The 24,923-nt window shown below is 67.2% G+C and carries 21 protein-coding genes, 1 tRNA gene and 4 pseudogenes; 22 read left to right on the forward strand and 4 right to left on the reverse strand.

Annotation, left to right across the window (positions count from 1 at the left end; all coding sequences use genetic code 11):
* The first annotated feature begins 42 nt into the window (after nucleotides 1–42).
* The 11 genes and pseudogenes from G3A50_RS08115 to G3A50_RS08160 all read left to right on the forward strand — a co-directional run bounded on the left by G3A50_RS08115 (nucleotide 43) and on the right by G3A50_RS08160 (nucleotide 12,557).
* Nucleotides 43–855, forward strand: a complete 813-nt coding sequence (locus G3A50_RS08115; RefSeq protein ID WP_163074766.1) for a DeoR/GlpR family DNA-binding transcription regulator — start codon at nucleotides 43–45, stop codon at nucleotides 853–855.
* Nucleotides 845–1,711, forward strand: a complete 867-nt coding sequence (hisN, locus tag G3A50_RS08120) for a histidinol-phosphatase (protein ID WP_163074767.1) — start codon at nucleotides 845–847, stop codon at nucleotides 1,709–1,711. The genes G3A50_RS08115 and hisN overlap by 11 nt, the downstream gene beginning before the upstream one ends.
* A gap of 446 nt (nucleotides 1,712–2,157) precedes the next feature.
* The gene (locus G3A50_RS08125; RefSeq protein ID WP_163074768.1) at nucleotides 2,158–2,916 is read left to right on the forward strand and encodes an ABC transporter ATP-binding protein; all 759 of its coding nucleotides are present in this window, start codon (nucleotides 2,158–2,160) and stop codon (nucleotides 2,914–2,916) included.
* Nucleotides 2,909–3,610 carry an ABC transporter ATP-binding protein gene (locus tag G3A50_RS08130; RefSeq protein WP_163074769.1) on the forward strand — a complete coding sequence of 234 codons (702 nt, stop codon included), beginning with the start codon at nucleotides 2,909–2,911 and terminating at the stop codon, nucleotides 3,608–3,610. Before G3A50_RS08125 ends, G3A50_RS08130 begins: the two co-directional genes overlap by 8 nt.
* Before the next feature lie 15 nt (nucleotides 3,611–3,625).
* Nucleotides 3,626–4,501 (forward strand): annotated as a pseudogene (locus G3A50_RS22915) (branched-chain amino acid ABC transporter permease); the annotation flags it as partial.
* A gap of 141 nt (nucleotides 4,502–4,642) precedes the next feature.
* A pseudogene (locus G3A50_RS22920) lies at nucleotides 4,643–5,509 on the forward strand (branched-chain amino acid ABC transporter permease); the annotation flags it as partial.
* Nucleotides 5,510–5,600: 91 nt separating this feature from the next.
* Nucleotides 5,601–6,830: an ABC transporter substrate-binding protein gene (locus G3A50_RS08140; protein WP_163074771.1), complete on the forward strand. Its 1,230-nt coding sequence runs from the start codon at nucleotides 5,601–5,603 to the stop codon at nucleotides 6,828–6,830.
* Entirely contained in the window at nucleotides 6,831–7,556 is a 726-nt protein-coding gene (locus G3A50_RS08145) for a helix-turn-helix domain-containing protein (protein ID WP_246252235.1), read from the forward strand. It abuts the gene before it with no gap.
* A gap of 22 nt (nucleotides 7,557–7,578) precedes the next feature.
* Entirely contained in the window at nucleotides 7,579–8,571 is a 993-nt protein-coding gene (gene lhpI, locus G3A50_RS08150) for a bifunctional Delta(1)-pyrroline-2-carboxylate/Delta(1)-piperideine-2-carboxylate reductase (RefSeq protein ID WP_163074772.1), read from the forward strand.
* 67 nt (nucleotides 8,572–8,638) lie between these two features.
* Complete coding sequence (locus tag G3A50_RS08155) at nucleotides 8,639–12,082, forward strand: molybdopterin-dependent oxidoreductase (RefSeq protein ID WP_246252238.1); 3,444 nt, start codon at nucleotides 8,639–8,641, stop codon at nucleotides 12,080–12,082.
* A gap of 398 nt (nucleotides 12,083–12,480) precedes the next feature.
* Nucleotides 12,481–12,557 (forward strand) — tRNA-Arg (locus G3A50_RS08160).
* Nucleotides 12,558–12,650: 93 nt separating this feature from the next.
* Here the strand turns inward: G3A50_RS08160 and G3A50_RS08165 are convergent.
* Both G3A50_RS08165 and G3A50_RS08170 read right to left on the reverse strand, forming a co-directional pair.
* A pseudogene (locus G3A50_RS08165) lies at nucleotides 12,651–13,406 on the reverse strand (SDR family NAD(P)-dependent oxidoreductase).
* 152 nt (nucleotides 13,407–13,558) lie between these two features.
* Complete coding sequence (locus G3A50_RS08170) at nucleotides 13,559–14,536, reverse strand: zinc-dependent alcohol dehydrogenase family protein (protein WP_163074774.1); 978 nt, start codon at nucleotides 14,534–14,536, stop codon at nucleotides 13,559–13,561.
* 105 nt (nucleotides 14,537–14,641) lie between these two features.
* Between G3A50_RS08170 and G3A50_RS08175 the strand changes: the two genes are divergently transcribed.
* Nucleotides 14,642–15,499: a LysR family transcriptional regulator gene (locus G3A50_RS08175; RefSeq protein WP_163074775.1), complete on the forward strand. Its 858-nt coding sequence runs from the start codon at nucleotides 14,642–14,644 to the stop codon at nucleotides 15,497–15,499.
* A 91-nt stretch (nucleotides 15,500–15,590) separates the two neighbouring features.
* On the opposite strand, the pseudogene G3A50_RS22925 reads toward G3A50_RS08175, so the two are convergent.
* Together G3A50_RS22925 and G3A50_RS08180 are read right to left on the reverse strand one after the other, a co-directional pair.
* Nucleotides 15,591–15,695: pseudogene (locus tag G3A50_RS22925) on the reverse strand (winged helix-turn-helix transcriptional regulator); the annotation flags it as partial.
* Nucleotides 15,673–15,888 (reverse strand): winged helix-turn-helix transcriptional regulator, encoded by a 216-nt coding sequence (locus tag G3A50_RS08180; protein ID WP_343037836.1) that lies wholly within the window; start codon nucleotides 15,886–15,888, stop codon nucleotides 15,673–15,675. The gene G3A50_RS08180 and the pseudogene G3A50_RS22925, both read right to left, overlap by 23 nt.
* A 203-nt stretch (nucleotides 15,889–16,091) precedes the next feature.
* On the opposite strand from G3A50_RS08180, the gene G3A50_RS08185 reads away from it, so the two are divergent.
* The 10 genes from G3A50_RS08185 (at nucleotide 16,092) to G3A50_RS08230 (ending at nucleotide 24,856) form a co-directional block, all read left to right on the forward strand.
* Nucleotides 16,092–16,472 (forward strand): Rossmann-fold NAD(P)-binding domain-containing protein, encoded by a 381-nt coding sequence (locus tag G3A50_RS08185; RefSeq protein ID WP_163074776.1) that lies wholly within the window; start codon nucleotides 16,092–16,094, stop codon nucleotides 16,470–16,472.
* Nucleotides 16,473–17,037: 565 nt separating this feature from the next.
* Complete coding sequence (locus tag G3A50_RS08190; protein ID WP_163074777.1) at nucleotides 17,038–17,673, forward strand: response regulator; 636 nt, start codon at nucleotides 17,038–17,040, stop codon at nucleotides 17,671–17,673.
* A complete protein-coding gene (locus tag G3A50_RS08195) occupies nucleotides 17,673–18,995 on the forward strand; it encodes a histidine kinase (RefSeq protein ID WP_163074778.1) in 1,323 nt (440 codons plus the stop codon). The genes G3A50_RS08190 and G3A50_RS08195 overlap by 1 nt, the downstream gene beginning before the upstream one ends.
* Nucleotides 18,996–19,097: 102 nt before the next feature.
* Nucleotides 19,098–20,048 carry an AAA family ATPase gene (locus tag G3A50_RS08200; RefSeq protein WP_163074779.1) on the forward strand — a complete coding sequence of 317 codons (951 nt, stop codon included), beginning with the start codon at nucleotides 19,098–19,100 and terminating at the stop codon, nucleotides 20,046–20,048.
* Between the two features lie 140 nt (nucleotides 20,049–20,188).
* The gene (locus tag G3A50_RS08205) at nucleotides 20,189–20,881 is read left to right on the forward strand and encodes a DUF58 domain-containing protein (RefSeq protein ID WP_246252241.1); all 693 of its coding nucleotides are present in this window, start codon (nucleotides 20,189–20,191) and stop codon (nucleotides 20,879–20,881) included.
* Nucleotides 20,868–21,209 carry a hypothetical protein gene (locus G3A50_RS08210; protein WP_163074781.1) on the forward strand — a complete coding sequence of 114 codons (342 nt, stop codon included), beginning with the start codon at nucleotides 20,868–20,870 and terminating at the stop codon, nucleotides 21,207–21,209. Before G3A50_RS08205 ends, G3A50_RS08210 begins: the two co-directional genes overlap by 14 nt.
* Nucleotides 21,206–22,159, forward strand: coding sequence for a VWA domain-containing protein (locus G3A50_RS08215; RefSeq protein ID WP_246252244.1), 954 nt, complete (start codon nucleotides 21,206–21,208; stop codon nucleotides 22,157–22,159). The genes G3A50_RS08210 and G3A50_RS08215 overlap by 4 nt, the downstream gene beginning before the upstream one ends.
* Nucleotides 22,156–23,040: a vWA domain-containing protein gene (locus tag G3A50_RS08220; RefSeq protein WP_163074782.1), complete on the forward strand. Its 885-nt coding sequence runs from the start codon at nucleotides 22,156–22,158 to the stop codon at nucleotides 23,038–23,040. The genes G3A50_RS08215 and G3A50_RS08220 overlap by 4 nt, the downstream gene beginning before the upstream one ends.
* Complete coding sequence (locus G3A50_RS08225; RefSeq protein ID WP_163074783.1) at nucleotides 23,037–23,669, forward strand: hypothetical protein; 633 nt, start codon at nucleotides 23,037–23,039, stop codon at nucleotides 23,667–23,669. The genes G3A50_RS08220 and G3A50_RS08225 overlap by 4 nt, the downstream gene beginning before the upstream one ends.
* Nucleotides 23,663–24,856, forward strand: a complete 1,194-nt coding sequence (locus G3A50_RS08230; RefSeq protein ID WP_163074784.1) for a BatD family protein — start codon at nucleotides 23,663–23,665, stop codon at nucleotides 24,854–24,856. The genes G3A50_RS08225 and G3A50_RS08230 overlap by 7 nt, the downstream gene beginning before the upstream one ends.
* The last annotated feature ends 67 nt before the right edge of the window (nucleotides 24,857–24,923 follow it).

Raw genomic sequence — 24,923 nt, forward strand, 5'->3', positions numbered from 1 at the left:
GCCCCGCCTCGCCCGAAAACGCCATAGGGAGGCCCGACGTTCATGGCCCAGTCCGTGCGTCAGCAGGAAATCGTGGAGTTGCTGCGCCAACGGCGCTCCGCCTCCATCGCGGACCTTGCCGGTCACTTCGGTGTCTCCGACGAGACTATCCGGCGCGACCTGAAGGCGCTGGCGGAAGCCGATATCGTGGACAAGTTCCACGGCGGCGTGCGCCTGAGCATCGCCGATTGGGAAGCGCCCTTTGATCGGCGCCTGCGCGAGCAGGCCCAGGCCAAGCGCCGCATCGCCGAGGCCGCGGCCGAACTCATCGACGAGGAGGCCACCATCCTCCTCGACAACTCGTCCACCTCCTGCTTCCTCGCTCAGGTGCTGGCGCCGCGCGCCGGGCGCCTCACCGCCATCACCTTTTCGGTCGAGGTCGCGCAGACCCTGTCCTCGGCCGGGCGGGGCCACCGCGTGATCCTGCCCGGCGGCGAATTGAGAGCGGACGACCGCACCATCATCGGCCCCTCCGCCATAGACTTCGCCTCGCAGTTCACCCCCAGCCTGTTCGTGATGTCGGTGGCGGCCGCCTCGGTGGGACGCGGCTGCATGGACTTCGACCTGTTCGAGACCGAGTTCAAGCGCGCCATGATACCGCTCGCCGACAAGGTGATGCTGCTGCTGGACAGCTCGAAATACGCCAAGCCCGGCCTTATCCAGGTCTGCGACTGGCGGGCGGTGGACATACTCGTCTCCGACGCCCCGCCCCCCGCCGCCGTGCGCGACGCGCTGGAGCACGCCCGGGTGGTGATCGCGCCGGCGCTCGCGGAGGCCGATGACACAATTTCCCGCAGGACCGCCTATGCCGAATAACCCCGCCATCGCCAGCCGGGAAGCCGTTGCGAAGGACGCGGTCACCGAGGGTTACGACGAGACGCCGGAGCTTTCCGCCTTTGCCGAGCATCTGGCGGATCTCGCCCGGCCACTCGCCCTGGCCCCTTTCCGCACGCCCATCGGGGTCGAGTGGAAGGCGGACCACAGCCCCGTCACCGCCGCCGACCGGGCCGTGGAGCGGGCGTTGCGCGAAGCCATCGCCGGGCGCTTTCCGACCCACGGCATCCTCGGCGAGGAAGAAGAAGCCGTGGGCATCGACCGCCGGGTGGTGTGGGTGATCGATCCGATCGACGGTACCAAGAGCTTTGTGACCGGCCTTCCCCTGTTCGGCACCCTGATAGCCGCGGTGGTGGATGGGCACCCGAGGGTCGGCGTGATCGAGGCGCCGGCGATGGGCGAGCGCTGGGTCGGCGTCGCGGGCGGTGGCACGCGCCTCAACGGCGCGCCGTGCCGCACCAGCCATGTGGAACACCTGGCGGACGCCCGACTGTGCGCGACCTCGCCCGACATGTTCTCCGCCGCCGAAGCTGACGCGTTCGCGGCGCTCACGCGGCAGGTGGGCCTCAGCCGTTTCGGTGGCGACTGCTACGCCTATGGGCTGCTCGCCAGCGGCCATGTGGACCTCGTGGTGGAGGCGAGCCTGAAGCCATATGACTTCATGGCGCTGGTGACCGTGGTGGAGGAAGCTGGCGGCGTCATCAGCGACTGGAGCGGCGCTCCGCTTTCCATCGGCTCCGGCGGGCAGGTGCTGGCCGCCGCCAATGGCGCGTTGCACGCATGCGCGCTCGCCATCCTGCGCGCGGCCTGTCCACCGCATGGAACCGACCAGCGATAAAAGCGCACCTGGCCGCTCTTCTTGCCGCCTGCCCCGCCTGCCAGCGGAAATACGCTGTCTCTGTCATTGCGATCGTCCTGATGGCCTCGGCGACCGCCCTCCCCCGGCCAAGCGATGTCCCTCCGCCCTCTCCGCACCCATCCTCATGTCGTCGGGCAATCAGAGGATAAGGGCCCCTTCAAAAGGGAAGGACCGCCGATGCGTGGGACGGCCGGTTCACCGCGGGAACAGTTTGGTCGGCACCCGACGGGAGACGCCGTTCCTGATCGTCAGGATCGGGCCTGCAGCCCCCTCCTCGGCGACAGGATTATCAATGGCCCGCCTCGCACGCGCCTAGAATCTGGGCATGCGGAGCTAGTTTTTCAGCGATCTTATTCACGGAAAATGTTGACGATCGGAAACTTTCTCCACAGACTCGGTCTCGTTGAGAAAGGCGGTTGCGGCACATGGGCACCAGCGACTACGCATTGGAGGCGAAGGGGCTCTGCCGCGAATTCGGCGGTTTCTTCGCGGTCAGGAATGTCGACTTCCAGCTGATGCGAGGCAGCATCCACGCCGTCATCGGGCCAAACGGCGCCGGCAAGACCACGCTTTTCAATCTGCTGACCAAGTATCTGGCGCCCACGGCGGGCGCGATCTTCCATGACGGCGAGGACGTGACGCGCCTCGGCATGGCGGCGATGGCGCAGCGCGGCGTGGTGCGCTCCTTCCAGATTTCCGCAGTCTTTTCCGGCCTGAGCGTCCGGCAGAACCTGGAGCTGGCGCTGCTGAGGGACGCGGGCATCGCCTGGAGCTTTCTCGGCCGGGTGTCAAACCATCCCGAAGTCGGGGCGCGGGCGGACGCCCTGCTGCGCCAGTTCGGCATGACCGAAGACGCGGACTCCCTCGCCGGCAACCTCTCCTACGGTCGCAAGCGCGTGCTGGAACTCGCAACCACTCTGGCGCTCGACCCCAAAGTGCTGCTGCTCGACGAGCCGATGGCGGGCCTGGGACGCGAGGACATCGGCCGCATCACCACTCTGATCCGCGAGGCGGGAAAGGGCCGCACCGTGCTGCTGGTGGAGCACAACATGAAGGTCGTCGCGGAACTGGCCGCCCGCATCACCGTGATGATGCGCGGCGAGATCCTGGCCGAAGGCAGCTACGAGGAGGTTTCCACCCGTCCCGACGTGATGGCCGCCTATACGGGACAGGCCCATGGCTGAGACGCTGACGATCTCCGGACTTGAGGCCTGGTACGGCGAATCCAAGGTGCTGCATGGCATGGACTTCAACGTCCGCGCCGGAGAGGTGGTGACGCTGCTCGGCCGCAACGGCGCGGGCAAGACCACGACGCTGAAGGCGATCATGGGGCTGGTGGAGAACCGCGAGGGCTCGATCCGTCTCGACGACGCCGAACTCATCGCCGCACCGCCCTTCGAGATTGCGCGCAAGGGCATTGCCTTCTGCCCCGAGGAACGAGGCATCTTCTCAAGCCTGAGCGTGCGCGAGAACCTGTTTCTGCCGCCCACCGTTGCCAAGGGCGGCATGACGATCGAGCAGATCCTCGACCTTTTTCCCAACCTGAAGGAGCGCCTGGACAGTCAGGGGACCAAGCTGTCGGGCGGAGAGCAGCAGATGCTGGCGCTCGGGCGCATTCTTCACACCGGCGCCCGCTTCCTGCTGCTTGACGAGCCGACCGAAGGGCTCGCGCCGGTCATCATCCAGCAGATCGGCCGCACCATCCGCCAGCTCAAGGCGCTGGGCTTCACCATCCTTCTGGTGGAGCAGAACGTCGCTTTCGCCTCCGGAATCGCCGACCGCCATTACGTGGTCGAGCTCGGGCGTGTCGTCGACGAGATACCGGGCTCCGAACTCGAGGCCCGGCTCGACACGCTGAAATCCTACCTCGGGCTGTAACGGAGTGCGCTCGCGATGACCATGATCTTCGGCGTGCCCTCCGCCGTGCTGTACGGGCAGCTGCTCCTCGGACTCATCAACGGGTCGTTCTACGCCATGCTCAGCCTTGGGCTGGCGGTGATCTTCGGCATGTTGAACATCGTGAACTTCGCCCATGGCGCGCAGTACATGCTGGGCGCCATGACCGCCTGGCTGCTGCTGAACTATGCCGGCATCGGCTATTGGTGGTCGCTGCTGCTGGCACCGCTCATCGTCGGCGCGAGCGGGATGGTTATCGAGCGGTTCCTGCTGCGCCGGCTTTACAAGCTCGACCACCTTTACGGCATGCTGCTGACCTTCGGGCTGGCGTTGATCTTCCAGGGCGTGCTCACCAACGCCTTCGGCTCATCCGGCCAGCCCTACAGGATTCCGGCGGCGCTCTCCGGCGGGCGCAATCTCGGCTTCATGTTCCTGCCGAACTATCGGGCGTGGGTCATCGTGGCCTCGCTCACTGTGTGCCTGACCACCTGGTACGTCATCGAGCGCACCAAGCTCGGCGCCTATCTGCGTGCCGCCACCGAAAACCCGATGTTGGTGCAGGCCTTCGGCATTCGCGTGCCGCGCATGATCATGCTCACCTACGGGGCCGGCGCCGCACTCGCCGCGCTCGCCGGCGTGCTCGCAGCCCCGATCTATCAGGTCGGCCCGAGCATGGGTGTTGATCTCATCATCGTCGTCTTCGCCGTCGTCGTGATCGGCGGAATGGGCTCGATCATGGGCTCGATCGTCACCGGCTTCCTCGTCGGCCTGATCGAGGGCCTGACCAAGGCGTACTACCCCGAGATGTCGAGCACCGTCGTGTTCGTGATCATGGCCCTGGTTCTGCTGGTGCGCCCGGCGGGCCTGTTCGGATCCAAGCCCGAGCGTTCCGCGGCCCATGAGACGGTGGAGGTGACCGGGTCGACGCCGCGCACGCAGATGATCGCCTTCGTCGCCATGGCGGTGCTGTTCGCGGCGGCCCCACTGGTGGTCTATCCCGGCTTCATGATGAAGGCGATGCTGTTCGCCCTGTTCGCCTGCGCCTTCAACCTGCTGGCGGGCTACGGCAAGCTGGTCTCCTTCGGCCATGCCATGTTCCTCGGCATGGCCGGTTATGTGTGCGGCCACGCGGCCAAGGTCTGGGGTTTCACGCCGGAACTTGCGGTGCTGGCCGGAACCGGCGTTGCCGCTTTGCTGGGGCTCGCCGTCGGGTGGCTCACCATCCGCCGCAGCGGCATCTATTTCGCCATGGTCACGCTGGCCTTCGCGCAGATGATCTACTTCGTCGCGCTTCAGGCGCCGTTCACCGGCGGCGAGGATGGCCTGCAGAGCGTGCCGCGCGGCTATCTGTTCGGGGTTATCGACCTCTCCGAGCCGCGCAATCTCTATGGCTTCGTCCTCGCCATCTTCCTCGGCGGCTTCTACCTGATCATGCGCCTTGTCGGCTCGCCTTTCGGCCTCGTGCTGAAGGGCACGAGTGACCACGAGTCCCGCGCCCAGTCGCTGGGCCTCGACACCACGCGCTACAAGCTGGTCGCCTTCACGCTCTCGGCCGCGCTTGCCGGGCTCGCCGGCGCCACCAAGGCGATCACCAGCCAGATCGTGACGCTGTCCGACGTGCACTGGTCGATGTCCGGCGAGGTGCTGCTGATGACCTTCCTCGGCGGCGTCGGCACGTTGTTCGGGCCCGTCGTCGGGGCGTTCGTGGTGGTGGCGATGCAGAACTACCTCTCCTCGCTCGGCCAGTGGGTGATCGTCATCCATGGCGCGATCTTCGTGCTGTGCGTGCTTGCCTTCCGGCGCGGGATCGTGGGCGAACTGATCGGGTTCGCCCGAGGGCTTTCCCGCACCAAGGCCGTTCCCGAGCGGAGCGGGCACTGACGCAGGTTTTCCGCACGTGACTGCGCGTACCGGCTCAGCCGGAACGCTTCTGGATCTCGGCCGGCCAACGGCCTCAAAAAAGGGGAACACGATGCCTATGACAGCTTCCACCGTGCTGCGGGGACTAGCGGCTGCGCTATGCCTCGGAACGCTCGCCGTCGGCGGTCCGGCGCAAGCCCAGGTCAGCGACGATGTCGTCAAGATCGGCGTGCTGACCGATATGTCCGGCCAGTGGGCGGACATGAACGGACCAGGCTCTCTGCTCGCGGCCCAGATGGCGGCCGCCGACTTCGGCGGAAAGGTGCTCGGCAAGCCGATCGAGATCATCGGCGCCGACCATCTACACAAGGCCGATGTCGGTGTCGGCATCGCCCGTCGCTGGATCGAGAACGAGCAGGTCGACGCCATTTCGGACGTCACCAACAGTGCCATCGCGCTGGCGATCCAGGACCTCACCCGCGAAAAGAACCGCGTGGCGCTGTTCTCGTCGCCCGGTTCCACCGACCTGACCGGCAAGAAGTGCTCGCCCACCAGCGTGCAATGGGTCTACGACAATTATTCGAATGCCGTTGGCCCGATCAAGGCCCTGATCGACAAGGGCAACGACACCTTCTTCATCGTCACCGCCGACTTCGCTTTCGGCCATTCGCTGGAGAAGATCGCGACCGAAGCCATCACCGCCGATGGCAGCAAGGTGGTGGGCACCGTCCGCCATCCTTTCGGCGCCAACGATCTGTCCGCCTTCCTGCTGCCGGCACAGGCCTCGGGGGCGAAAGTCATCATGCTGGCGACGGCCGGCAAGGACATGACGACGGCGATCAAGCAGGCCAGCGAATTCGGGATCACCGAAGGCGGTCAGATCCTGACCGCGCCGGTGATGTTCATCTCGGACGTGCACGCGCTCGGCCTTGATACCGCGCAGGGCATTTCGTTCATCGAGGGCTTTTACTGGGACCAGAATGATGAGACCCGCGCCTTCGCTAAACGCTTCTTCGAGGAGCGCAAGGCAATGCCGACGGCCCTGCAGGCTGGTGTCTATTCCTCGGTGATGCATTATCTGAAGTCGATCGACGCCGCCGGAACCGACGAAGCCAAGGCCGTATCAGCCAAAATGCGCGAACTGCCCGTGAATGACTTCTTTGCCAAGAACGGCAAGGTGCGCGAGGACGGCCGCATGGTGCACGATATGTTGCTTGTGCAGGTCAAGAAGCCTTCAGAATCCAAGGAGCCGTGGGATTATTACAATATCCTGGCGACCATTCCCGGCGACCGGGCATTCCTGCCGCTCGCCAAGAGCGAATGTCCGCTGGTGCAGAAGTAAATGTCGGCGGGCGGCAGGTCACTGCCGCCCGACCGGGACTGGAGACCTTTCGTGGTAAAGAAGATGACGTTGCGGGCCGGTGTGGACGAAGCGATGGCGACGGTCACCAGCGAAATACCGGCCCGGTTTTCAACCCCGGAACCCGCGACTCGGGATAGTTCGGTGGACCTCGGCCAGAGGCTCAAGCGGATGCGTCTGGAAAACGGCTGGACGCTGGAAGAGGTCAGCCAGCGCTGCGGGGTCGCGCGTTCCACGCTCTCCAAGATCGAGAACGGGCAGATGTCGCCGACCTACGACGTGCTGCAGCGGATCATGCGCGGAACAGAACTCGACATCGTCGAGCTGTTCGACGCGCGGCGGCAGAACGCGCCCTTCGGGCGGCGCAGCGTCACACGGCGCGGGGAAGGCAAGCTCCACCCCACCGATACCTATCGCTATGAGGTGCTCGCCACGGATCTATCGCAAAAGGAGATCCTGCCGTTCAAGGCACGGGTGGTGGCGCGAAGCCTCGACGACTTCCCCGGCTGGGTGCGCCATCAGGGCGAAGAATTCGTCTGCGTGCTTTCAGGCCGGGTCAAGGTCTTCACTGAATTCTACGAGCCAGTGGAACTCGCGGAAGGCGACAGCACCTATTTCGACAGCAAGATGGGACATGCCATCATCTCGCTCAGCGAGGAGGACGCCGAAATCCTCTGGGTCTGCACCGGTATCACTACCCTTAAATGATAAAGGCCCGAGGATCGCAAGAATGCTCCCTTATTTCACTGGCATCGAGGTCGAGGCGAAACTGGACTATCCGCGCCTGATAGATGCGCTCGAAGCCGCTTTCCGGAGCGGCGGGGAGCCCATGCCCGTGCGACAGTCCTATGATGTGGGAACGGCGGACACGCCGGGCCATCTTCTGACCATGCCGGCCTGGGATCGCGGGCGCACGCTCGGCGTCAAGATGGTCTCCGTGTTCCCGCGCAATGCCGAGCGCGGCATTGGCGCCGTCTCATCGCTCTACGTCCTGTTCGACGGGCAGACAGGCCAGCCCACGGCGCTGGTCGACGGCGAGGCATTGACCAATCGCCGGACCGCGGCGGCCTCCGCGCTCGCCTCGCGCCACCTGTCCCGCGAGGACAGCCGCACTCTGCTGGTCGTCGGCACCGGCAACGTCGCCAGCCACCTGCCCGAAGCGCACAGGGCGGTGCGGCCGATCGAAAAGGTGCTGGTGTTCGGGCGAAGTCTCGCCCGCGCCACAGCGCTCGTCGCCAAGCTCACCGAAAAGGGTTTCGCGGCCGAGGTGGTCGGCGATCTGCCGGCGGCACTGGTGCGGGCGGACATCGTGAGCTGCGCCACCACCTCGCAGACGCCTCTGATTTTTGCCCGCGATCTACGTCCCGGCACGCATGTCGATCTGGTCGGCGCCTTCACGCCCCAGATGCGCGAATGCGACGATGCCACGGTCGCGGGTGCCCGGGTGTTCGTGGATACCTATGCCGGTACGCTCGCCGAGGCGGGCGACCTGCTCCAGCCGATCGCAGCCGGCACATGGAGCGCCGAGCGTATCTGCGGCGATCTTCATGAGCTGGTCTCGGGAGCGTGCCAGGGGCGAATCGATGCCGCCGATATCACGCTTTTCAAATCCGTCGGCGCGGCGGTGGAGGATCTGACCGCTGCCGCCCTGCTCGCGGGAGAACCGGATGCGGGCGTCGGCCCGCACGAGGAGATCCGTGGCGCGCTGTCATTCACGGCCTGACGGATCGCCGGGCACAGCACGCCCTGCTCGCGTGAGATGTGGGACGTCAGAGAAGAGGAGGGCACAGGTGAGCACGATTGTTCCGGGCTACTGCACATTGTGCCGCTCCCGGTGTGGCACCCTCAACGAGGTGGAGGGCGACCGTCTGGTCTCGGTCAGCCCGGACACCTCTCATCCCACCGGCAAGGCGATGTGCATGAAGGGCCGCGCGGCGCCTGAAATCGTGCACAGCCCGCACCGCGTTTTCCATCCGATGCGTCGAACCGCGCCGAAGGGCGCGCGCGATCCCGGCTGGGTCCGCATCTCCTGGGACGAGGCGCTCACCGAAATCGCCGGGCGCCTCGGAACGATCAAGGCGGAACATGGCGCCGAAGCGGTTGCCTTCTCGGTGACGACACCGAGCGGCACACCGCTGTCCGACAGCATCGACTGGATCGAGCGCTTCGTGCGTCACTTCGGCAGCCCGAACATCTGCTACGGCACCGAAATCTGCAACTGGCACAAGGATGTCGCCCACGCCTTCACCTTTGGCTGCGGCATCCCCCCGGCGGATTACGAGAATGCCGATACCATCATGCTCTGGGGGCACAATCCGACCAACACCTGGCTGGCGCAGGCCGACGCCATCGCGCGCGGCCGCGCCAAGGGGGCGAAGCTGCTGGTCGTCGATCCGCGCCCGACCGCCCTGGCGCGGCAGGCCGATGTCTGGCTGCCGGTTCGCCCCGGCACCGACGGGGCGCTGGCGCTCGGCCTGGCGCGGCTGCTGCTGGAGACGGAGCGTTTCGACGAATCGTTCGTCCGCGCCTGGACCAACGCCCCTTTCCTCGTGCGCGCCGATAACGGGCGCTTCCTGCGGGAACAGGACCTCTGGCCGGAAGCCCCCCACAATCGCGCCCTGGTGTGGAGCCTCGCGGCGGACGCGCCACAGCCCTATGAGCCCGAGGAGGCGATATCACCGGCGAGGGCACGCGATTTCAAGATACGCGGGTCGGTGGAGGTGGAGACCCTAGGCCAGGACGGCGAAGCGTCGTCGCTGACCTGTGCCCCGGCCCTTCAGCATCTGCTCGACGCCTGTTCCGGCTACGACGCGGCGCGGGTCCATGAGATCACAGGTGTCGAGCCCGAACGGCTCCGGGCGGCGGCCGAACTTCTGCAAGCCGGCCGCCGGATCGCGTATCACGCCTGGACCGGCATCGGCCAGCACGCCAATGCCACGCAGACCGAACGGGCGGTCGCCACGCTCTATGCGCTCACCGGCAGCTTCGACCGCGTCGGGGCCAACCGGGTCCGGCGCGGCCCGTTCTTCCGGCCCGTCAACGCGTTGGAAAAGGTGCCCGCCCTCCGGTCGAAGGCGCTCGGTTTCGCTGAGCGCCCCATCGGCCCCCCGGCCATGGGCTGGGTGACGGCGCGCGACACCTATCGCGCCATCCTGGAAGGGCAACCCTACAAGGTGCGCGCGATGATGGCCTTCGGCACAAATCTGCCGGTGAGCCAGGGCGATTCCGCGCGGGCGCTCGAGGCGCTCGAAGCGCTCGACTTCCACGTCCATTGCGACCTGTTTGAAACCCCCGCGGCGCGCTACGCCGACATCTTCCTGCCGGTGAACAGCCCGTGGGAGCATGAGGGCCTGCGCTTTGGATTCGAGATCAGCGACGAGGCCGCCTCGCGCGTCCAGTTCCGTCCGCGCATGGTGCCGCCACGTGGCGAAAGCCGCTCCGACTGCGAGATCGTGTTCGCGCTCGCCGAACGGCTTGGCATGGGGGAAGCGTTCTTCGGCGGCAGCCTTGAGGCGGGCTGGGACCACATGCTGGAGCCGCTCAACCTGTCCATCGCCCGGTTGCGACGCGAACCCGGCGGTATCCGTTGCGAGATCGACAGCCGTGAAGGCAAATACGCCCTGCCCCATCATGATGGCGAGCCGCATATCCGGGGGTTCGATACCGAAACCCGGCGCGTCGAGATCTACTCGGAACTCCTGCTTCGCCATGGCCAGCCGGCCGTCGCTTCGTTCACGCAGCCGCTCGGCGAAGGGCCGCTCCCCCACCGCTACCCGCTGGTACTAAGTTCCGCCAAGAACGGCTATTACTGCCATAGCCAGCACCGCTCGCTGGTGTCGCTGCGCAAGCGCGCGCCGGACCCGATCGCCGAGATCGGCCCAGGTCTCGCCGCGTCCCGTGGCATCGGCGACGGCGACTGGGTTCGGGTCTCGACCCATGTCGGTGACGCACGTTTCAAAGCCCGGATCACCCCGCAGCTTTCCGATGACGTCGTCGTTGCGGAATTCGGCTGGTGGCAGGCCTGTCCAGAGCTCGACAGGCCGGAACTGTCCATTGGCGACGGCATCGGAAGCAATTTCAACAGCCTCATTTCGGCGGAGATTGCCGATCCGGTCAGCGGCTCGACCCCTCTGCGCAGCTTTCGCTGCCAGATCGCCCTGGATCCGCTCACCGAAGCGCGCCAGCGAAGCTGGAAAGGTTGGCGGACATTCCATCTCGACCGGGTCGAGGACGAAGCCGAAGGCGTCCGGACCTTCGTCTTCACGCCACAGGACGGACAGGCGCTTCCCGATTTTCACCCCGGACAGCATGTCGAGATCCGCGTCGATATCGATGGCGCGCCCGTGTCCCGGACCTATTCGCTCACCGGACCCGCACGTCTTGCCGGGCGCAACCACTACAGCATCTGCGTGCGTCACCAGAAAGGGCGCACGACGGACGGCGACCCTTTCGAGGGGCGGATGTCCGGACATCTCCACCGGAGAATGAAAGCCGGAGATCTTGTCGAACTGCGCGCCCCTTCGGGGAATTTCATTGTGCCAAGGGCCTCGCCGCAACCGCTTATATTGCTGGCTGGCGGCATCGGCATCACGCCGTTCAGCAACCTACTGGAGAGTCTGGACGATGGCGATCCGCTCGACATCACGCTGCTCTACGCCAATGCGAACAGTCGCTCCCACGCCTTCCGGGAGCACATCGCCGAGCATCGGCGCCGCCTGCCGGGCCTGAAGGTTCGCAATCATTACCGGCGGCCCCTGCCGGAAGATCGGCCCGGCGCCGACTATGACAGCGCGGACGACATCACCGCCGATCTGGTGAGTGATGATCTGCTCGGCCGGCACCCCCGCATCTATATGTGCGGCAGCGAGGCGATGATGGACGCCTTCGCGAACGGACTGATGCAGCGGGGCGTTCCCAAGTTCGACATCTTCCGCGAGGTGTTCCGCTCACCGGCCGTGGTCAACATGGACGACGGCACGCAATATGCGGTCACCTTCGCCGCCAGCCAGCGCACGCCGAGGCTGTGGACGGCCGAGGACGGTCCTCTGCTCGGCTTCGGCGAGAAACTAGGCGTCTCGCTGCCGAGCGGCTGCCGGGTGGGCCAGTGCGAGAGTTGCGCGGTCAAGATCATCTCCGGCAAGGTCGTCCACCTTCACGGCACCGAGCCGGACGATCCCTCGATCTGCCTTACCTGTCAGGCGGCGCCAATCGAAGACCTCGTGCTGGACGCGTGACGGGAAGCGTTGGGCCGATTCGCCTGGCCGTTACCTGTGAGAATGCGCCAACCTGGTTCAGCGGCCTTCGGGTGCGAGCATCCATGTTGCGGGTAAGTGGCCGGGCGAGGCCCCGTCGGAGAGTGCCAACATATTGACATCAGGTCAGGAACTCCGCGCCGGCCGGCGTTCCTTTCGGCACCGGCTATGCCCCCCAATCCTCTTCGAGATTTCCGCATCGTACTGGGGAGCTGGCCCGTTTCCCGTCCGGATCCCGTGTTCGCGCGGTTTCACAGCCTGAGCAGGGCCTACAACCTTCAGGCTCCCCGCTCTCGAGGGAGGCGGACACATGCTGCGACCCCAGTTGCCCGCGACCGCCGCTTCGACTATGAAAGCCGGGCGCAGGCCTCGCGCCCTAAGCACCCGTAGCTCAGCTGGATAGAGCGTTGCCCTCCGAAGGCAAAGGTCGCACGTTCGAATCGTGCCGGGTGCGCCAAATCTACGCTAGAGAGCGCTAAGATCGCCTAACGCCGGCCGGAGGCGCTCCAAGCTGCGATCACGACTTTCAATTTTTTCGACTCTGACGCTCTTATCCGTCGAGTAAGACGAGAAGTTCCGGGACACTTCCGATAGTCATTCTCCGAACCCGGTCACTGCCGCCTTGCCCTCCCAGGCGGCCATCTCGCCCCGCAGCCTTTCGGGCCTTCGCCCGGATGCGCGCGAACGCGTCCCTGCCCAGCGGCAGGCGCGGCGGCGGCGTAGGGGAATCGACAGCTTCAAGTGACACGTCGATCGCGCGGCTCGGATCTTCGGCTTGTGCGTTGTTGTTGGCCTGGCTGAACTCGCGGGTCTTGCCGCTGGTCTCCTCGTAGGCGGGAAGCCTGAGCGAAGCGGTGCCGATCGAACGGCCGAGGAAATCAGTCCGGAAGGCTCCCGGCTCGACGATGATCACGTCGATGCCGAACGGTTCGACTTCGTCGGAAAGGGCCTCCGAGAGCCCCTCGACCGCGAATTTCGTGGCGTTGTAAAAGCCAAAGCCCTGGCGGCCGGTGATGCCGCCGACCGAGGAGAAGTTGATGATCCGGCCGCCCCGACGCCGTCGCAGTGCCGGCAGCGCCGCGCGGGTCGTCTCGATGACGCCGAACAGGTTCGTCTCGAACATCGGCCGTTACTCGGCGGGATCGCATTCCTCAACGGCTCCGATCAGCCCGGAACCGGTATTGTTGACGAGAATGTCGAGGCCACCGAGAGCTTCCTCGGCCTTGGCGACTGCGGCCGCTGCATCGCCATCCCGCGTGACGTCCACCAGGACTATCGCAGCCGTTTCAGAATGGCGTCCGGTCAAATGCCCGACGCCGCTTATGTCGCGCGCCGTCGCAACGACATTGTCGCCGCGCCAGCGCGGCCTCGGCGGGAATGCGCCCGAAACCCGATAGCAACCGGTAATCCGCCAAGTCTTGGCCGTGAGAAACGCCTTTGTGAAGAAATTGAACCTGATCAGGCCTTGACCACCTCGACGACGACCTTGCCGTTCGCACGGCCATCCCGGACGACGGCATGGGCATCTTCGGCCTCTTCGAGCGAAAAATGCCGCTCGTCCATGCGTGGCACAAGCTGGCCCGCTTCGACGAGGCGAGTTGCCTCCGCGAGGATTTGGCCATGCGCCTCGCGGCCTTCGCCGGTCAGCAGCGGCAGAAGGGTGAAGACGCCGCTATAGCTCGCCGCCCGGAAGGAAAGCGGCGCGAGTGAATGCGTGCTCCAGCCGAGCGAACTGGTCACGTGACCGAAGCGGCGTACCGCCTGGAAGGCGTCGTCCAGCGCGCCGACGCAGTCATAAACCACATCGAAACCCTTGCCGCCGGTGAACTCGGCGACGTATGCCGCGACCGCGCTCGCCCTGTCGACCGGCGTTGCACCAATCGAATGAAGATAGTCGGCGGCACCGGGACGATCGACACCGAAGGTCGTCGCACCCCGCGCCTTGGCAATCTGTAGCGCGATGTGGCCGACGCCACCTGCGGCGCCGATCACCAGCACGGTCTGACCGGCGCCGACATTGACACGATCGACCAAGCCCTCCCAGGCCGTGATGACCACCAGCGGCAAAGCGGCGGCTTCGCGCATGGAAAGGTTGCCCGGTTTACTGGCGATGAGCCTCGCGTCCACCGCCGCATATTCGGCCAGCGAGCCTTGTACGCCGGCCACGCCGCCCGTCATGCCGTAGACCTCGTCACCAACCCGGAACGTTTCAACGCCTTCGCCGACGGCCACGATCACGCCCGCCAAGTCGATGCCAAGGATACCCGGAAGCGGGTGCCTGGCATGGGCGGCAGCGCCGGCCCGGATCTTCGTGTCAAGAGGGTTCACGCCGCTTGCGTGGATCTTGACCAGAACCTCGCCGGCACTAGCCGCCGGCTGTTCGAGTTCGGAAAACCGGAACGGTCCGTTCGCAGCGTCGACGACCAGTGCTTTCATCTTAATCAGAGCCTCGTTTCGAATGACCCAGAATTGCCTTTCTTTTAATGCATGGAAATCATAGATAATGTTTGGTACCCATGCATTCTTGTTTGGATCTAGCTGATGGAATGGAGTGATCTCCGGGTCTTCTTGGCCATTGCCCGCGAGGGAACACTTGGCGGCGCCGCTCGTGCGATCGGACAGACCCAGCCGACCATGGGCCGCCGTTTGCGGGCGCTTGAGGAAGCGATTGACCAGATGCTCTTTCAACGGACCCGCGATGGCTTCATCCTGACCGACGAAGGCCAAGCCGTTCTCGCCCATGCCGAGCGCATGGAAGACGAGGCGATCGCGCTTGAACGCGAGCTGGTTGGTTCGCAAATGGCGCTGAGCGGACTCCTTCGGGTGTCCTGTTCCGACTGGTTCGGAGTGCTGATGCTGTCGCCTGTCCTCGCCGAATTCGCGACGCTCCATCCCAAGGTGGTCGTCGAGCTTCTGACCGACCCTCGGCTCTACAGCTTGCCGAGGCGAGAGGCCGACCTGGTGTTTCGTATCAAGGCCTTCGATGATCCCGAGGTGGTGTCGCGACGGCTGCTGCATCTCCCCTATGGCGCCTATGTCAAAGCGGGCTCACCTCATCCAACCAGCGGTGACGGCGCCGGCGCACGCCTGGTTCTCATGGATACCGCCTTCGGCGGCATGCCTGATGTGGCCTGGGTCGAAGCCAGGCTGCCGAAGGCGACGGTCATCAGCCGTAGCAACAATCGCGAGGTGCAGGCCCGCTTGTGCGCGGCGGGTGTTGGAGTTGCTGTGCTGCCACGACCGCTTGGCGACAGCTCGCCCGGCCTTGAATTGGTCGACCTCGGTGAACCGCCTCCGGGCCGCGATACCTGGGTCGGCTACCATCGCGACATGCGGCGCATGCCGCGCCTGCGCGCGCTCCTGGACTTGGTCGTCGAAAGGCTTGGGCATCACCCCTAGGCGGATCGGGGCAATGCGGGCAAAGAGCGAGCTGATCGGCATATTTGCGCGACCATTCCAGCAAAGCGTCGCAGACCGACCGCAGCGCATAGGCCGCCTCGGTCAATTCGTACTCCACACGTGGCGGGATTTCCGCATAGGCGGTGCGGGTCACCAGGCCGCATCGTTCCAGATCACGCAATTGCGCCGTCAGCATGTGCTGGGTGACGCCCCCGAAGATCCCGCCGCAACTCGCCGAAGCGGCGCGGTCCGCCCATCAGGCGGCACAGAATTTCGATCTTCCATTTGCCGACGACGGCGTTGACGGCCGTCTGGAACTGGCCGAGATCGATCGGGTCGGGATCTTTCCGAAGCACTTTCGCTGCGCTGCCATTGGTCTGATTTTCCATACTAGGCATGCTCTTTCATCCCACTTGAAGATGATCACATCACACGCAAAATAACTCCTAAAACAAAGTGACTACGACGACAGTTCTTGTAACCGGAGTCTCGGGATTTATTAGGTAACTACATCATATTTCAGCTCCTGACGGCCGGGCGCGACGTCCGTACGACAGTTCAAGGGCTCGATCATGCACCGGAAGTTCGCACCATGCTGTCCGGAGCCGGCGTCACATCTTTGGAACGACTTTCGTTCTTTTCCGCCGATCTTATGGCCGACGCAGGATGGGCCCATGCCGTCGAAGGTTGCGACTATGTCCTGCACGTCGCCTCGCCCTTTCCCGGACAACAGCCGAAGGACGAAAACGAGCTGATCGTTCCGGCCCGCGACGGCGCGATGCCGGGCTTACCCGACGTGTACTTCGGTGTCGTCGACGTCCGCGACGCGGCCAATCTCCACATCCACGCCATGACCCATCCGGCCGCCAAGGGGGAGCGCGTCCTTGCCGTCTCCGGCCCGGCGCTGTCGATGGCGGATGTCGCCGCTATCCTGCACCGGCGGAAACGTAGGTCTCGGTTTCATCAACGCTGAGGCGCCATTTTCGATCGCAAAATCCGCGACTTATCAAGAAGCTATTCTGGGCTATCCGCCTCTGTCTCGCCACGGAAGCACTGCGGAAGCAGATTGCGGCGGGCGGCGAAGAGATTCGCGGATCGCGCCCTCTATCCTCGCGCCGCCTCCCACACCTTGTTGAGGATATGGGTCGCGAGAACGTCGCGCACATGGTGCGGGCCGTTGGGCAGCAGACCCTTGATGGCACCACAGCCGGTGTGGGGTTGGGGATGTCGTAACGCTGGATTGCCAGGAGGCAGAGCCGGGATCGAGCGGAGCCTTCAACGGAACGGTGCATCCGAACCCTCTCGTATTCCTGCGGGAAGCGTCGACCCGACTCGCCTGTTCTCACACAGCCGGGATCAGGAGCGGAACTTCGTCCGAAGCCAACCAGCTTGCCGGTGGCCCGCCGTTGGCGGTCCCGCTTGGAACCCTGGCGCATCGCCCTCGGTGCGGGCGCGCGAGCCACGCGGGAGCGTGGCAGGCGGCACGGCTAGGTGGCACGGCTCTTGGTCCACCGCGTTGCCCGGGCTATCGTCGGCCCATGGATCCCATACGCATACTCCTGGTCGATGATCATCCGATTGTGCGCGAGGGCTATCGCCGCCTGCTCGGACGCCAGCCGGGGCTTTCGGTGGTCGCCGAGGCCGGCGACGGCGAGGCCGCGCTGGCCGCTTTCGCCGAGCTCCGGCCGGACATCGTGCTGATGGATCTCTCCATGCCTGGCGGGGGAGGCTTTTCAGCGGTGGAGTCGATCCTTGCCGACGATCCCCAGGCGCGGATCATCATCGTTTCGATGCATCAGGGCGCCGTCTTCGCTCAGAAGGCGATGGCTGCCGGAGCGCGCGGTTTCGTCTCGAAGTCCAGTCCACCGGACGAACTCGTCCGTGCCATCGCGACGGTGATGGGCGGGCGGCGCGCCCTGTCCACGGACGTGGCGCAGGACTTCGCGCGCACCGTGGTCGAGGACGACCCGGCCGCCGGCCTCACCCCGCGCGAGCGTGACATTCTTCTGATGCTGATGCGGGGCATGAACGGACGTGCCATCGCCCGCGACCTCAACCTCTCGTCCAAGACGGTTCAGAACAACCTGTCGCAGATCCGGGCCAAGCTGGGCGCGTCGGGCGATGCCGACCTCGTGCTCAAGGCGCAGCGCGCCGGCCTCGTGCCCGTCCTGTGATGCGCGGCCTTCTCCCGCAGCTTGTCATGCGGGTGCTGGCCGCAGGGCTGCTCACCGTCGTCGTCGCGGCGGGGTGGGTGCTGTGGGACACGGCGAGAGCAGCGCGCCGCGACGCGCAGACGACGGCGGCTCTCGTTTCCGACGCCATTGCCGCCCGGCCCAGTTTCGAGGGGCTGGCTTTCGGCGGCGTGGCGCCGACGCCGGTTTTCCGCGACTGGCAGCAGTTTCCGGCCTGGAGCCTCATCGCGCCGGGGATCTGCGTCGAACTGGGTCCCCGCGACCAGCCGATACAGCGACGCTGTGGGCCCTATCTGGCGGCGGCCACGCCGCCGGACTGGTTCGTCTGGCTGGCCAACCGGCTCGGCTTGGTGCCGGAGCCGGTCGCCGTGCCGGTGCGCACCCGCTACGTCTCGGACGCCTATGTCACGGCCATCGCCGATCCCGGCGTCATCGTCACCCGCGCCTGGGCCCGCACCGGCGACCTGATGCGGGTGGCCGTCGGGATGGCCATCGGCGGCGCGGTGCTGACCGGCCTGCTCATGATCCGCCTGCTGGCGCCGTTCGGACTCTTGCTGCGCGGCATCGAGCACCTGCAGCGGGGCGACTTCACCGGCCGCCTGCCGCGTCTGCGGGTGGCGGAATTCGACCGGCTGAGCAGCGCCGTGAACGACACGGCGGCGGCGTTGCAGGAGGCGCAGGCCGCGCGTGCCGAGCTGACACGTCGGCTCTTCTCGGTGCAGGAAAACGAGCGGCGGGCGCTGGCGCGCGAGCTGCACGATGAGTTTGGCCAGTGCCTGACGGCGACCCGCGCCATGGCGGCGGCGATTGCCCAATCGGGAGAAAGCACGGCGCAGGACGGGGCCCGCATTGCCGAGATCTCCGGCCAGATGATGGACAGCCTGCGGGCCGAGCTGGCCCGGCTGCGGCCGCCGGACCTCGATGATCTGGGCTTGCGCCCGGCATTGGAGCGCATGGTTGCCAACTGGCGCGCGCGCATGCCGTCGGTACGTTTCGAGCTGGGGCTCGCCGGCCCCATCGACGCCGTGCCGGACGACCTCGCGCTGAGCCTCTACCGCATCGCGCAGGAATGCGTGACCAACGCCATCCGGCACGGCACCCCGACGCACATCGCGCTGCACATCGAGGTTGGCGACGCCATCACGCTGACCGCCGCCGATGACGGCTCCCCCCGCCATGGCGGCACGATCGACAGTGGCTACGGCCTGCTCGGCATCCGCGAGCGGGTCGACGCGCTCGGCGGCAGCTTTGTGCTGGCCCCGGTGGAGAATGGCATGCGCGCGGTCGCCCGCCTGCCGCTCTGACCCGGGCGATCTTCCCGGATGGGGAGGGAAGCCCTCTCTGGCGGCCTACGCCCGGCCATCCCATGCTCGCCGGTGAAATCTCTGGCACGGGAAGCCCGCCGCATGAACGAGATGAGCCATCCGGTTGCGCAACTCGGCGCCGCCGTCGCCGCCGGACTGATAGGCCATGAAGATCTGGTGGAGCGGCTGCTGATCGCCCTTCTCGCCGGCGGTCATGTGCTGATCGAAGGGCCCCCGGGCATTGCCAAGACGCGCGCGGTCAAGCGGCTCGCCGCTCACCTTCCCGGCAGCCATTCGCGGATCCAGTGCACGCCGGACCTGCTGCCCTCTGACCTCACGGGGACGCAGGTGTTCCGCCCCGAGAGCGGCGGCTTCGACTTCGTGCCCGGCCCCCTGTTCCACGCGCTGGTGCTGGTCGATGAGATCAACCGCGCGCCCCCCAAGGTGCAGTCGGCGCTGCTTGAGGCAATGGCCGAAGGCCAGGTGACGAGCGCCGGCGTCAGTCGACCTCTGCCCGATCCCTTCATGGTCGTCGCCACCCAGAACCCGATCGAGCACGAGGGAACCTTTCCACTTCCCGAAGCCCAGATGGACCGGTTCCTGCTCCATCTCTCGCTTGGCCTTCCGCAGGCGGAGCAGGAGCGCGCCATCCTCGATCTCGTCTCCGCCGAACGGATAGACGTCCCCACCTTTGACGCCCTCCCGCTATCGGCCGATGCCCTTCACGCCGCGAAGGATGAGGTGGCGCGGGTGCATCTGGCGCCGGCGTTGAAGGACTTCATCGTCCGGCTTGTCATGGCGTCTCGGTCCGGCGGCGCGGTTGCGCAATGGGTGGAGCATCCCGTCTCGCCGCGTGGCACGCTCGCGCTGGCCGTGGCCGCGCAGGCGCGCGCCTGGCTCAGGGCACGTGATTATGTGCTGCCGGAAGATGTCATCGCCCTCGCGCCCGACGCGCTTGCCCACCGGCTGATACCGAGCTGGTCGGCGATCGGTGAGGGACGCAGCGGGCGCACCCTCGTCGCCGACATCCTGCGCTTGGTCGAGCCATGGTGAGCGCCGCGCTGGAGGCGCCTGGAATCCGGCTTGATGCCCGCGAGTTGCTGGCGCTGCGCGAGGGGGCTCCAGGAACCGGGCGAGCGCAGCCGGCTTCCCGTCGACCGGGTGCCGCACCCACCAGAGCGCCGGGCGCGGGAATGGATCTGCGTGAGATCCGCGCCTTTGCCGAGGGCGATGACGCCCGCCGCGTCGACCCTTCCGCCACCGCCCGCACCGGCACGCCGCATGTCCGGACCTTTCATGAGGACCGGGACGATACGTTGTTGCTGATCGTCGATTTCCGGCCGCCGATGCTGTGGGGCACCGGCGCGTCGCTGCGCTCGGTGCGCGCGGCGCGGCTGGCGGCACGGCGAGGATGGAAGGCCGTGTCGCGGAGCGCCTCGCTGGCCGCGATCAGCGTCACCGCCGAGGGCGTGGCGGTGGCGCCCCTGGCCGGTGGCGCCCCGCAGATGGTCCGCATCTGCCACATGCTCGCCAGCCGCCACGACCGGGCGCTCGGGGCTGGCGAGGGGGCGCCGTCACTGGAGGAGGCGCTCCTGCGTGCCGCGCGCCTCGCTCCGCCCGGTGGTGAGGTACTTGTCGCCACAGGGCCGGAGGGCCTCGCGCCGGAAGACGAGCCCGCATTGGCCCGGCTCGCCCGCCGCCGTCAGGTCCGGGTCCTGTTGCCGCTGGACATGATCGAGACGGCGTCTCCCGAATTTGCGCTGCCTATACGGGCCGGGGCGCTCGCCTGCCTTGCGCGGCTGCGGCCGTTCGACCGCGCGGCGCTGGCGCAGCGTCTGCGCGCACTGAATGTCAGCCTTGAGGTCATCGACCATGACGCAGGCTGAGCTCATTTTGGCCTTGCCGGAAGGTCGCCTGCCGCCGGCGCTGATGCAGGTGAACGCTGCCGACCTGCTGCTCCTGTTCGGCATCGGGCTGCTGCTGGCGGCGCTGCTTGCGCTTGTGGCTGCCCCTTTCCTCGCGCACCGCCCGTCACGCCGCGCCCTCATTCGTGCGACCCGGGGGATGGCGCCGCAGGAGCGGGTGCTAGAGATAGGCCGTCTTCTCGGACACCTGCCGGAAGAACTGCGCGCCATGGCCTATGGCGGTGCCCCGCCGCTTTCGCCGGAAGCGGTCGAGCGCATCGCGCTCAAGGCGAGGCGGGCGCGGCGATGACGCCTTCCGTGACCTTGGCCTTTCCGCTCGCCCTGCTGCTGCTGCCGCTGCCCCTGATCGCGGCCCGTATGCGCGCCGCTCGGGCGCCGGCGGAGGCCGCGCTGCGCGTCCCGTCCGGGGCCTTCGCCGCGGCGCTTCCGGCCCGCGGCGGCGGGGATCGGGCGGGACGCGTCGTTCTTCTGGCTGCCTGGATCGCGCTGGTAGCGGCGCTCGCCGGCCCGCAGGTCTCCGCCACGGGCGAGGTGGTGACCGCATCGGGCCGGGAGATTCTGCTCGCCCTCGACCTCTCCGGCAGCATGCTCAGGGAGGACTTCGTTCTCGACGGCAAGCCGCTCTCGCGGCTCGATGCGGTCAGGCGCGTCGCGGCACGCTTCGTCGCCGCGCGGCGCGGCGACCGGATCGGGCTGGTGATTTTCGGCGACCGGGCCTATGTGGCGCAGCCGCCGACCTTCGACGTCGCGTCGGTGGCCCACGCCATCGACACCGCTCAGATCGGCATTTCCGGCCGCTCCACCGCCATATCCGACGGGCTGGGACTGGCGACGCGGCGGATGCTGAGCAGCGACGCCACGACAAAGGTCGTTATCCTGCTGTCGGACGGGGTGGATACGTCCGGCAAGGTTCAGGCGACGGACGTGGCGCGCCTGGCCGCCGGCCATGGGGTGCGGGTTCACACCATCGCGCTCGGCCCGGAGGATCTTGAGAGCCAGCCGGCCTCGCGCGAGGCGGTGGACGCCCTCGCCTTGCGGGAGATCGCCGAGGCAGGCGGCGGCACCAGCTTCCGGGTGCGCAGCATGGCGGACCTTGAGGCGATGGCGGCCACGCTGGACCAGCTCGAGCCAAACCCGATGAAGCGCCCGCCGCTGCGCTACTGGCGCCCGCTCTGGATGTGGCCCGGCGGCGCGGCCCTGGCGCTCGTGCTGCTGCTCGCCGTGTGGAGGCGGGCATGAACGAGCTGGTCCTGCTTCGTCCCTGGTGGCTCGCCGCCTTGCCGCTGCTCCTTGCCCTCGCGATATGGCAGTGGCGACGTGGCCCGCACGCCGGCGGATGGTCGCGGGTGATGCCGCCGGCCATGTTCGCGGCGATGCGGGCGCTGGGACATCTGCAGGCGGGGACGCGCGGCCAGAGCGTGGCCCTGCTGGCTTCGGCCACTCTGCTCAGCCTCGGCCTCTGCGGTCCCGCAGTGCCGCGCGCGGATGCGCCGGTGCTGGCGGGGAGCGGGGCAATCCTGATCGCTCTGGACATGTCGCCCTCCGTGGCGGAGAGCCCGGCCCTCGCCGACGCGCAGGCCGCCGCCGCCGACCTGTTGACCGCCGCGGCCGGGCGCCCGGTCGGGATGCTGCTCTATTCCGGCGAGGCCTATGAAGTGGCGGCACCCACGGCCGACCCGGCGACGCTGGAGAGCCAGATCGCCGTGCTCGGACGCGACACCATGCCGGGCAGCGGGAGCCGCCCCGCCAGTGCGCTCGCGCTGGCGCGGCGGATGCTGCACGCGAGCCGGGATGCCGATCTCGTGCTGATCTCCGACGGTGGGGGCGTCGACGACGCCGCGCGCGCGGAAGCCGAACGTCTCGCCGGCGACGGGGTGCGGCTTTCCGTCCTCACCTTGACCGGGCCCGCTGGTGGCTCAGCCGACGCTGCGGCTCTTGAAGCGCTTGGAAGCCTCGCCGCTCCTGCCCGGACCCCCTCCGCCGTTTTGCGACGCCTCTCGCAGCGGGGCACGCTGGCGCGGGATCCGGCACTCTCGACCCTGGCGTTCCTCGATCTCGGTCCCTATCTCGCGGCGCTGGCGGGGCTGCCGTTGCTGAGCCTTTTCCGGAGGCGCGCATGAATTCTGCCGTGCGCCTCCGTCTCGCTTTCGTCGCCGCGGTTGGGCTCGCCTGCGTCCTCGTCGCGGGCCCCGCTGCCTGGGGACGCCTTTTGTTGCACAGCGGGGCGCCGAGCGCCGCCGCGCGGCTGCTGGATGAGGGCGCCGCGCGCGGCCTCGCTCTTTACCGGGCGGGCGATTATGCCGCCGCCGATGCCGCCTTCGCCGCGGCGGGGCGCAGCCAGACCTTCAATCGCGCGCTGACGCTCGCCGCCAACGGCCGCCATGCCCTGGCGGTCGCCTATTTCGACGCCGTGCTCTTCGCCAGTCCCTCGGACGCCGAGGCGCGCCGGCTGCGCGATCTGGTCGATGCCATGGTGCCGAAGACGACCGGTGAAACGACCGTGCCGGGCCGGCTGCCGGGCGAGGGCGGCCTCGGCCCCTCCGCGCAGGCGGACAAGCCCACCCTGGCGGGCACGCCCGATCCCACCGGGAAGAAGCCGATCGAGGCGCGCGGCTTCGCGGCCTCGGATGCGTGGCTGGAGACGCTGACCGACGATCCCGGCGAATTCCTGCGCCTGCGCCTGCGCAAGGAATATGAGCGGCGGGCGGGCCTCGGCCTGCTGCGTCCCGAGGAGGGCGAAAGATGGTGAGGTGGATCGGCCTGTTCCTGCTCCTGCTCGCCGGTGCCGCCCAGGCGGACAGCCTGCGGCTGCTACTGCCGGAAGGCGTGCGTCCGGTCGTTGGCGAGATGCTGCCGGTGACGCTAAGGGGCGAATACACCAGCCGGATTGCGCTGGAGACGCTGACTTTCCCCAGCTCGGAGAATTACGACTGGATGCAGCTTGCGCGCGACCAGTGGCGCGACGAGGAGATCGGAGGACGCACCGTCCGGGTGTTCGAACGCCATCTCGCTGTCTTCCCTCGCCACGCCGGAACGCTGGCGATCGGCCCGGTGACGCATCATCTCACCGTGGTCGATGAGAAGAACCTGCGGGCTCCACTCGACGTGACGGCCGCGCCGGTCAGCCTTGCCATCGCCCCCTATCCCGACAAGGGAACGCCGCTGTCGGCGCGCAACCTGACAATAGAGGACGATCTGTCGGCCGCGCCGGGCGCGCTGCGCGACGGCGAGACCCTGGTCCGTCGTGTCACGCTGAAGGCGGATGGCGCTCTGCCGCATATGCTGCCGCCGCGCCCTGCCCTTCGCGAGCCCTGGCTGATCAGCTTTGCCGCACCGGAGCAGCGCGAGATGCTGCCAACGGCCACCGGCCCGGTGACGACGCTGGTCTGGGAATGGCATCTGCGCCCCAAGACGGGAGAGCCCGGCGTGCTGCCGCCCGTCTCCATCCCGTGGTTCGACACGGTGACCCGCGAGATGCGAACAGCGGAAATCCCCGCGCTTCCCTTCGGCTATGCCAGCTTCCACGACAATCGGAGCGGCACCGGCCGGCTGCCCTCCCCGGAAGAGGCGATGGGCGTGATAGCCGTGGCCCTCGGGATCCTGACCGGGCTTGGCCTATGCGTCTCCGGGCTGGCACCGCGGCGAAGGGCGGATCTGCGGCGTGCGCTCCAGCGACTGTCTCCCTTCGATCCGACGCGGCGAGAGCTGAAGCGCGCGGCCCGCTCCGGAGACCTCGTCGCCCTTCGCCGTGCGAGCGAAGCCTATCTCCGCCGCCGCCGTGAACTCGGCCTGCGGGTGACCGGCTGCGAGACGGCCGCGTTGGACGCCGCCCTTTATGGACGGAATACCGGAGAAGGAGACTATGACCGGCAGGTCCGATCGCGAATGCTGGCGTCCTCGGTGTTGGGTTCCCTTGATCCGAGAGCGGCCAGGTAGACGAGGGCGTTCGAGATCACTTCGCAACGGCGCTTCGGAAACCGGCTCCGGCATCAGGTCGATCGCA

The sequence above is a fragment of the Ancylobacter pratisalsi genome (assembly GCF_010669125.1).
Classification (GTDB): domain Bacteria; phylum Pseudomonadota; class Alphaproteobacteria; order Rhizobiales; family Xanthobacteraceae; genus Ancylobacter; species Ancylobacter pratisalsi.

What these genes read in the sequence shown, in the direction of transcription:
- G3A50_RS08220 (WP_163074782.1), top strand. Translation starts at nt 22,156, where the DNA reads ATGAACGAGCTGGTCCTGCTTCGTCCCTGGTGGCTCGCCGCCTTGCCG.
- lhpI (WP_163074772.1), top strand. Translation starts at nt 7,579, where the DNA reads ATGCTCCCTTATTTCACTGGCATCGAGGTCGAGGCGAAACTGGACTAT.
- G3A50_RS08180 (WP_343037836.1), bottom strand. Translation starts at nt 15,888, where the DNA reads ATGGAAAATCAGACCAATGGCAGCGCAGCGAAAGTGCTTCGGAAAGAT.
- G3A50_RS08205 (WP_246252241.1), top strand. Translation starts at nt 20,189, where the DNA reads ATGGATCTGCGTGAGATCCGCGCCTTTGCCGAGGGCGATGACGCCCGC.
- G3A50_RS08190 (WP_163074777.1), top strand. Translation starts at nt 17,038, where the DNA reads ATGGATCCCATACGCATACTCCTGGTCGATGATCATCCGATTGTGCGC.
- G3A50_RS08225 (WP_163074783.1), top strand. Translation starts at nt 23,037, where the DNA reads ATGAATTCTGCCGTGCGCCTCCGTCTCGCTTTCGTCGCCGCGGTTGGG.
- G3A50_RS08200 (WP_163074779.1), top strand. Translation starts at nt 19,098, where the DNA reads ATGAACGAGATGAGCCATCCGGTTGCGCAACTCGGCGCCGCCGTCGCC.
- G3A50_RS08170 (WP_163074774.1), bottom strand. Translation starts at nt 14,536, where the DNA reads ATGAAAGCACTGGTCGTCGACGCTGCGAACGGACCGTTCCGGTTTTCC.
- G3A50_RS08185 (WP_163074776.1), top strand. Translation starts at nt 16,092, where the DNA reads ATGCTGTCCGGAGCCGGCGTCACATCTTTGGAACGACTTTCGTTCTTT.
- G3A50_RS08195 (WP_163074778.1), top strand. Translation starts at nt 17,673, where the DNA reads ATGCGCGGCCTTCTCCCGCAGCTTGTCATGCGGGTGCTGGCCGCAGGG.
- G3A50_RS08210 (WP_163074781.1), top strand. Translation starts at nt 20,868, where the DNA reads ATGACGCAGGCTGAGCTCATTTTGGCCTTGCCGGAAGGTCGCCTGCCG.
- G3A50_RS08230 (WP_163074784.1), top strand. Translation starts at nt 23,663, where the DNA reads ATGGTGAGGTGGATCGGCCTGTTCCTGCTCCTGCTCGCCGGTGCCGCC.
- G3A50_RS08215 (WP_246252244.1), top strand. Translation starts at nt 21,206, where the DNA reads ATGACGCCTTCCGTGACCTTGGCCTTTCCGCTCGCCCTGCTGCTGCTG.
- G3A50_RS08115 (WP_163074766.1), top strand. Translation starts at nt 43, where the DNA reads ATGGCCCAGTCCGTGCGTCAGCAGGAAATCGTGGAGTTGCTGCGCCAA.
- G3A50_RS08140 (WP_163074771.1), top strand. Translation starts at nt 5,601, where the DNA reads ATGCCTATGACAGCTTCCACCGTGCTGCGGGGACTAGCGGCTGCGCTA.
- G3A50_RS08130 (WP_163074769.1), top strand. Translation starts at nt 2,909, where the DNA reads ATGGCTGAGACGCTGACGATCTCCGGACTTGAGGCCTGGTACGGCGAA.
- G3A50_RS08145 (WP_246252235.1), top strand. Translation starts at nt 6,831, where the DNA reads ATGTCGGCGGGCGGCAGGTCACTGCCGCCCGACCGGGACTGGAGACCT.
- G3A50_RS08175 (WP_163074775.1), top strand. Translation starts at nt 14,642, where the DNA reads ATGGAATGGAGTGATCTCCGGGTCTTCTTGGCCATTGCCCGCGAGGGA.
- G3A50_RS08125 (WP_163074768.1), top strand. Translation starts at nt 2,158, where the DNA reads ATGGGCACCAGCGACTACGCATTGGAGGCGAAGGGGCTCTGCCGCGAA.
- hisN (WP_163074767.1), top strand. Translation starts at nt 845, where the DNA reads ATGCCGAATAACCCCGCCATCGCCAGCCGGGAAGCCGTTGCGAAGGAC.